Source organism: Pseudomonas sp. PB106, from assembly GCF_009764645.1.
Classification (GTDB): domain Bacteria; phylum Pseudomonadota; class Gammaproteobacteria; order Pseudomonadales; family Pseudomonadaceae; genus Aquipseudomonas.
Genome location: NZ_RWIM01000116.1, coordinates 21,011 through 27,094, shown reverse-complemented (window position 1 = coordinate 27,094; position 6,084 = coordinate 21,011). Strand labels below are relative to the sequence as shown.

Here is a 6,084-nt window from a genome sequence, read left to right as displayed (position 1 = left end):
TCCTACATATCACCCCATGTAGGAGCTGCCGCAGGCTGCGATCTTTTGTTCTTCAACCCACCCGCCGCCAGACACTGGCCAACCAAGGCTGCTGCTCTCGCGGCAGCCCCGCCGGCCGGAAGTAATGCTCCAGCTCGACAAACCCCGCCGCGGTCAGCAAGCCTTGCCACGCCGCCAGATCGTGATACGAGCCATACCGTGGCCCGTTCCAGCCTTCACGGTTATCCCCGCGCGGATTGGAGCTGAACAACACGCCACCGGGCTTCAACGCACCCTGCAGTTGCTTGAGCACCCGTGGCAACTCCTGCAACGGCACATGAAACAGCACCGCATTGGCGAAGATGCCGTCGAAGCGCTCGGCCGGCAGATCCAGCTTCAGAAAGTCCTGCTGCAATACTTCGCAGCCGCTGTCCTCGCGGGCCATTCGGGCGAATTCCTGCGAACCGTCGAGGCCGACCGCAACGTGACCCATGCGCGTGAACGTCTGCAAATCCCGGCCCGGGCCGCAGCCGAAATCGAGAATCGTAAACGGCGCTGAACCTTGAATATGCCGCAGCAATGCATCGATGTTCTGGCTGACATCGTGATCGCGCGTGCCTTCACGAAAGTCTTCGGCCACCGAGTTGTAGTGGCCGAGGGTGGTGGCGGTGATCTGTTCGAGATCGCTGGGAGTCTGCTTCATGGTCGGCTGCACGTTCAGGTAAAGATGTGCCGACTATAAGCGAAAAGATCGCAGCCTGCGGCAGCTCCTACAGAGAGGACACATTTCCAATGTAGGAGCTGCCGCAGGCTGCGATCTTTTGATCTTGCCTCAGCGCTTGTTCAACCCCCGCGCCAACCGATCCCCACCCAACTGAATCACCGCCACCAACGCCACCAGCAACACAATCACCGTCAACATGATCTGGCTGTCAAAGCGCTGATACCCGTAGCGATAGGCAATATCCCCCAACCCGCCTGCACCAATCGCCCCGGCCATCGCCGACGAGTTGATCATGGTCACCAAGGTGATGGTGAAACCGCCAACAATCCCTGGCAGTGCCTCCGGCAGCAGTACATGCCAGACAATGTGCCAACGCCGGCAGCCCATCGCCTGCGCGGCTTCGATCAAACCATGATCGACCTCACGCAAACTCACCTCGGCAATCCGCGCAAAGAACGGTGTCGCGGCTATCGTCAGCGGCACAACGGCGGCCCAGACACCGTAGGTTGTCCCGACAATCAAGCGGGTAAACGGAATCAGCGCGACCATCAGAATCAGAAACGGGATCGAGCGAAACAGGTTCACGAACGCGCCCAGGGCACGGTTCAACACCGGCGCTTCGTAGATCCCGCCCTTGTCGCTGGTGACCAGAATCACCGCCATGGGAATCCCCACCAGCAGCGCAATCAGCGACGACACGCCGACCATCAGGAAGGTGTCGATAAAACCCTGCAACAAGCGATCAAACCACATAACCCAGCACCTCCACCCGTTGCGCCCAAGGTGCCGCGCGTTCGTGCAACTGCTCAGCGCTGAGCGAAGATCCGCTCACCGCCAACAGCAGTTGCCCCAACGCATGCCCCTGAATCCGTTCGACGCCACCCTGCAGCAACTTCACCTGGCCACCGAGGGCAGCGAACAACGCAGCCAGATCCGGTTCGTCACTGGCACTGCCAGTGAACTGCAAGCGCAGTACCACAGCGGCAGCGGAGGAGGGCGCTTGCGTGTGCAAGCGGCTTTGCAATTCTTCCGGTAGCGCGTGTTGCAGCGGTGCGAGCAAGGTTTGGCTGACTTCGTGCTGTGGATTGCCGAACACTTCCCACACCGGGCCTTGCTCGACGACGCGGCCATGCTCCAGCACGACAACGCGATCACAGATTTCGCGAATCACCGCCATCTCATGGGTGATCAAAACAATGGTCAGGCCCAGACGCTGATTGATCTCACGCAGGAGGCCGAGGATCGATTGCGTGGTTTCTGGATCGAGAGCCGAAGTCGCTTCGTCGCAAAGCAGAATATCCGGATCATGCACCAGCGCGCGGGCGATGCCGACACGCTGTTTCTGCCCGCCGGAAAGCTGCGCCGGATAAGCCTTGTGCTTTTCCTGCAGGCCAACCAGTTCGAGCAGTTCGCGCACCTTGTTCTCGCGCTGTTCCTTGGGAACCCCCGCCACTTTCAGCGGCAGTTCGACGTTCTGCCAAACGGTCTTGGCCGACATCAGATTGAAGTGCTGGAAGATCATGCCGATCCGTCGGCGCAGCGCTACGAGGCGGTCTTCATCGAACTCGCCGATGTCGACCTGATCAATCAGCACCCGCCCAGACGTCGGTTGCTCCAGGCGATTGATCGTGCGAATCAGCGACGACTTGCCAGCGCCACTGCGACCGATGATGCCGAACACTTCACCGCGTTGGATCGCCAGATCGATACCTTGCAATGCGGCGATCGGTCCTTGTCGGCCGTTATAGGTTTTACCCAGACCGATAAAGCGCACGTGGGCGCGATTCAACTCAGGGTGAAGTTCGGTTTTCTCAGCACTATGTGGCTCTGGAATTTCCAGTCGCCGTTGGATCGCCGCCGTCATGTTCAGCTTTCCCAACCGGCTTGGTACAGCTTGCCGTGGGCCTTATCCAGCGCCGCGCGAACGGCCGGCGAATGTTGGTAGATGTCGACGAATTTGATCAGGCGCGGGTCGGTTTTGCTCTTCGGCTGGATGACGAACTGGATCACGTATTCCTTGTGGTCGAGACCGTCGAACAGCAATGCCGAACCGGCATCGAAGGTCTTCGCCAGGCGAATGTAAGCCGGGTAGCCCTGGACTAGATCGGCGTCGTCATAGGCGCGTACCAGTTGCACCGCTTCGACCTGAAGGATTTTGATTTTCTTCGGGTTGGCGACGATGTCGTCTTCGGTTGCTTTGTAGCCGACCCCCGGTTTGAGGGTGATCAAACCGGCCTTGGCCAGCAGTTGCAGGCCGCGACCGCTGTTGATTGGATCGTTGGCGATGGCGACGCTGGCGCCTTCTGGCAGTTCGTCGAAGCTTTTGTATTTCTTCGAGTAGAGACCGACGTTGTTGATGATCCCCGGGGCGAACGGCACCAGATCAAAACCCGATGCGGCTTTGGCGTTTTCGAGGAACGGGATGTGCTGGAAGTAGTTCACGTCGATATCGCCTGCAGCGAGGCTGACGTTGGGTGCGATCCAGTCGGTAAATTCCACCAACTCGACGTTCAGGCCTTGTTTGGAAGCCTCTTCGACGGCGGCTTCCAGCGGGATGGCGAAGGCGGCTGTGGTGCCGATTTTCAATGGGGCGTCGGCGGCGAAAACGGCCGAGCTGAACAGGCCGAGGGCCAAGGCCAGTGCTTTGACTGGGTGGGACAGAGTTTTCTTGGTCATGATGGGTTTTCCAGTCAGTGCATGAATTTTTCACAGATCGTTCCCACGCTCTGCGTGGGAATGCCTCTATGGACGCTCTGCGTCGGCTGTTGGGACGCGGAGCGTCCCGGGCTGCATTCCCACGCAGAGCGTGGGAACGATCAGTACAAAGAGTTATTGGCGATAGTGGGAGCCGGTGTGTTGCTCAGGCAGTCGCGCCTCACCGTGAAACAGCTTCTCGCGCAAGCTGCCGCTGTCATACGCGGTCTTGTACGACCCGCGCCGCTGCAACTCCGGAATCACCAGTTCAATGAAATCCACATAGCTTTCCGGCGTAACAATCCGCGTCAGGTTGAAACCGTCGAGACCGGTCTCGGCGATCCACGATTCCAGCTCATCCGCCACTTGCTCAGGCGATCCGACCACGGTGATGTAGCGACCACCGAGGGCGTGCTGGTCGAGCAACTTGCGCCGGGTCCAATCGTTGTTCTGCAGGTTTTTCGTGGCCGACTGAATCGCATTGCTCTTCACGTACTGGATCGGTTCGTCGATTTCGTATTGGGAGAAGTCGATGCCGGTCGAGGCGGAAAAATGCGCCACGCCGGCCTCGGCGCTGGCGTAACTGAGGTACTCGGCATGCTTGGCCCGAGCGGCTTCTTCAGTCGCGCCGACGATGACGTTGAGGCCCATGAACACCTTGATGTCCTCAGGATTGCGTCCGGCTTCGACGGCGCTGGCGCGGACCTTGTCGACCTGAACCTTGGTTGACGGTTTGTTCTGGCCACTGATGAACACGCACTCGGCGTGACGCCCGGCGAACAGCAAACCGCGATCGGAACTGCCGGCCTGAAACAGCACCGGCGTGCGCTGCGGCGACGGCTCGCAAAGGTGATAACCCTCGACCTGATAGAACTCGCCCTTGTGTTCAACCTTGTGCACTTTTTCCGGGTTGGCGTAGATCCGCTGCTCGCGGTCGTTGAGCACCGCGCCGTTTTCCCAGCTGCCTTCCCAGAGTTTGTAGAGCACTTCCAGGTATTCGTCGGCCTGGTCGTAGCGACGGTCATGTTCGACCTGTTCGCTGAGGCCCATGGCTTTCGCCGCGCTGTCGAGATAACCGGTGACGATGTTCCAGCCGACCCGACCACGGCTCAAATGATCGAGCGTGGACATGCGGCGAGCGAACAGATACGGCGGCTCGTAAGTGAGGTTGGCGGTGAGGCCAAACCCCAGATTGCTGGTCACCGCAGCCATCGCCGACACCAGCAACAGCGGATCGTTGACCGGCAACTGAATCGACTCTTTCAGCGGCACATCGACCGAGTTCTGATAGACGTCATACACGCCGACAATGTCGGCGATGAACAAGCCGTCGAACAGCCCGCGCTCCAGCAATTGCGCCAGTTCCGTCCAGTACTCGAGGGTGTTGTAGCGGGTCGAGGTGTCGCGTGGGTGCGTCCACAAACCGTGGTTGATGTGACCGATGCAGTTCATGTTGAAGGCGTTAAGCAAGATCTTCTTTTTTGCAGTGCTCATCAGATCGTCCCTCGCAGTGGAGGGTTTTCATCGTTGAGGTAGTAGTTGCCCACCGCGTGATATTTCCAGCGCACCGGATCGTGCAGGGTGTGCACGCGGGCGTTGCGCCAGTGGCGGTCGAGGCCGTGTTCGATCAGCGTCGCCTGACTGCCGGCCAGTTCGAACAGCGTGCTGCCGGCGGCCAGGGAGATTTCTGTGCTGATCGCCCGTGCTTCGGCGACGGCAATCGACGCGGCGGCGACGGTTCCGGCGTTGGTATCGGCCTGCGCGGCGTCGAGGAATTCGCCAGCGCGCTCAAGCAAGGCTTCGGTGGCGTGCAGGCGAATGCTCAAGTGGCCGAAGCTTTTCAGCGTCAGCGGATCTTCGGTGGCTTTGTCATTGCCGGAATCGATCCACGGCCGGGTCTTGCTGCGCACGAAGTGCAGCGCGTCTTCGTAAGCGGCGCGGGCGATGCCGGTGTCGATCGCGGCGTGAAGGATCTGCGCCAACGGGCCGACGGTGGTCGGGCGCTCGAAAGCGCTTTGAAACGGGATCACGTCTTCAGCGCCGACATACACGTCTTCGAACACCACCGAACCACTGCCGGTGGTGCGTTGGCCGAAGCCGCTCCAGTCATCGATCACGGTCAGGCCTTTGCTGTCGCGCGGGACGAAGGCCAGTTGCTGCACGCCGTTTTCATCAACAACGGAAGTCGGAATGCGCTGCGCGTAAATCGCGCCGGTCGCATAGAACTTGCGACCGTTGATGCGATGGCCGTCGCCGTCGCGATTAAGGCGGGTGACCCGGTCGTGGGCAGTTTTCGTGCCCAGTTCCGCCAGTGCATTGCCGAAGCGTTGGCCGGCCAGCACTTCGGCGTACAGGCGTTGTTTCTGCGCGTGGCTGCCGTTCACGCGCAGCACTTCCAGTGCGTAGAAATGATTCTGCGGAATCTGCCCGAGCGAGCCGTCGGCCTGGGCGATCAGGGCGATGACTTTGGCCAGGGTCACGTTGGACACGCCAGCGCCACCGTATTCTTTCGGTACGCTGATGCCCCACAGGCCCGAGCGGGAAAACACATCGAGTTCCGGCAGTGGCAGGCGACGTTCTCGGTCGCGCAGGGCGCTGTCGCGTTTGAAATCTTCGGCCAGGTCGCTGGCGACGATCAGGGCTTGCTCATCGCTGGTGATGACCGCGACGTGATGGGAAAGCGTCAT

6 protein-coding genes are annotated in these 6,084 nt (G+C 60.2%); all 6 read right to left on the bottom strand.

Going from position 1 to position 6,084, the window contains the following annotated elements; genetic code table 11:
• Nucleotides 1-52 precede the first annotated feature (52 nt).
• The 6 genes from EJA71_RS15405 to EJA71_RS15380 all read right to left on the bottom strand — a co-directional run bounded on the left by EJA71_RS15405 (nt 53) and on the right by EJA71_RS15380 (nt 6,084).
• Nucleotides 53-682, bottom strand: a complete 630-nt coding sequence (locus tag EJA71_RS15405; protein ID WP_158958215.1) for a bifunctional 2-polyprenyl-6-hydroxyphenol methylase/3-demethylubiquinol 3-O-methyltransferase UbiG — start codon at nt 680-682, stop codon at nt 53-55.
• A 129-nt stretch (nt 683-811) separates the two neighbouring features.
• Complete coding sequence (locus EJA71_RS15400; RefSeq protein WP_034151854.1) at nt 812-1,456, bottom strand: methionine ABC transporter permease; 645 nt, start codon at nt 1,454-1,456, stop codon at nt 812-814.
• Nucleotides 1,446-2,567: a methionine ABC transporter ATP-binding protein gene (locus EJA71_RS15395; RefSeq protein WP_158958213.1), complete on the bottom strand. Its 1,122-nt coding sequence runs from the start codon at nt 2,565-2,567 to the stop codon at nt 1,446-1,448. Before EJA71_RS15395 ends, EJA71_RS15400 begins: the two co-directional genes overlap by 11 nt.
• A 2-nt stretch (nt 2,568-2,569) precedes the next feature.
• Nucleotides 2,570-3,379, bottom strand: coding sequence for a MetQ/NlpA family ABC transporter substrate-binding protein (locus EJA71_RS15390; RefSeq protein ID WP_158958211.1), 810 nt, complete (start codon nt 3,377-3,379; stop codon nt 2,570-2,572).
• A 153-nt stretch (nt 3,380-3,532) separates the two neighbouring features.
• On the bottom strand, nt 3,533-4,891 hold the full coding sequence (locus EJA71_RS15385; protein WP_158958209.1) for an LLM class flavin-dependent oxidoreductase: 1,359 nt from the start codon (nt 4,889-4,891) through the stop codon (nt 3,533-3,535).
• Complete coding sequence (locus tag EJA71_RS15380; protein ID WP_158958207.1) at nt 4,891-6,084, bottom strand: SfnB family sulfur acquisition oxidoreductase; 1,194 nt, start codon at nt 6,082-6,084, stop codon at nt 4,891-4,893. The genes EJA71_RS15385 and EJA71_RS15380 overlap by 1 nt, the downstream gene beginning before the upstream one ends.